The 704-nt window shown below is 44.9% G+C and carries 1 protein-coding gene and 1 pseudogene; both read right to left on the minus strand.

Annotated elements, in window-relative coordinates; translation table 11 throughout:
• A pseudogene (locus tag R7P74_RS26500) lies at positions 1 to 129 on the minus strand (4Fe-4S ferredoxin); the annotation flags it as partial.
• 1 nt (position 130) lies between these two features.
• Positions 131 to 703, minus strand: coding sequence for a cytochrome c nitrite reductase pentaheme subunit (nrfB, locus tag R7P74_RS26505; protein WP_318123633.1), 573 nt, complete (start codon positions 701 to 703; stop codon positions 131 to 133).
• Between the last annotated feature and the right edge of the window lies 1 nt (position 704).

Here is a 704-nt window from a genome sequence, read left to right on the forward strand (position 1 = left end):
GCCAAAACGTTTGGTTTGCTCACTGTCACTAGCAAAAAGAGAAGCACTAACAACAGAAGTGCCAGCAACGCCAGTGGTCAAAATCAATGCGCCGCTACTGGCTAAAAAATTTCGTCTTGAACACTTCATGCTATCTCTCCTCTTCTTTTGCAAGTTCAGGTTCAGCAGCAAACTGAGAGTGGCAATCGACACATTGTTTGATGAGCTGTTTTCTGTCGTAAGAAAGCGCTTTCGTTTTGGCAGCGTGAACATCGTGACAATTTGAACAGGTCAAATTTTTAGCATGAACATCATGCGTCCAATTACTTTCTCTCAACTGAGTTGGAGCGTGGCAATCTACACACTGGCTATTCGCTTTGAGAATGGTGCTTGGATCAAGAAAAACCTTGTCATGCACTGCTTTTGATTGCGCAGCAGCAAACTTGATCACATCAGGAGCCCCTTCACGGTGATCAGGCCCGATATTGCTGTGACAGTTTGTGCAGTTAAGTGTTTTACCTTGGCTAAGCAGCGCTTCTGGCTCATGCGACAAATTCAGAGTTTCTTGGGCATCCTTATGACATTGAAGACATTTGTAGTCTCGGTCACGAATCAGCTCAACTTGATGGCGAGTGGTTTGTGCACCCTCAACAGACTCTGATGAAATCGCATGGGCGGAGATAGAAAAACCATAGATGGCAAAGGCGAAGAGAAATTTCAGCATT

This window comes from Vibrio sp. 2033 (genome assembly GCF_033339735.1).

What these genes read in the sequence shown, in the direction of transcription:
- nrfB (WP_318123633.1), bottom strand. Translation starts at nt 703, where the DNA reads ATGCTGAAATTTCTCTTCGCCTTTGCCATCTATGGTTTTTCTATCTCC.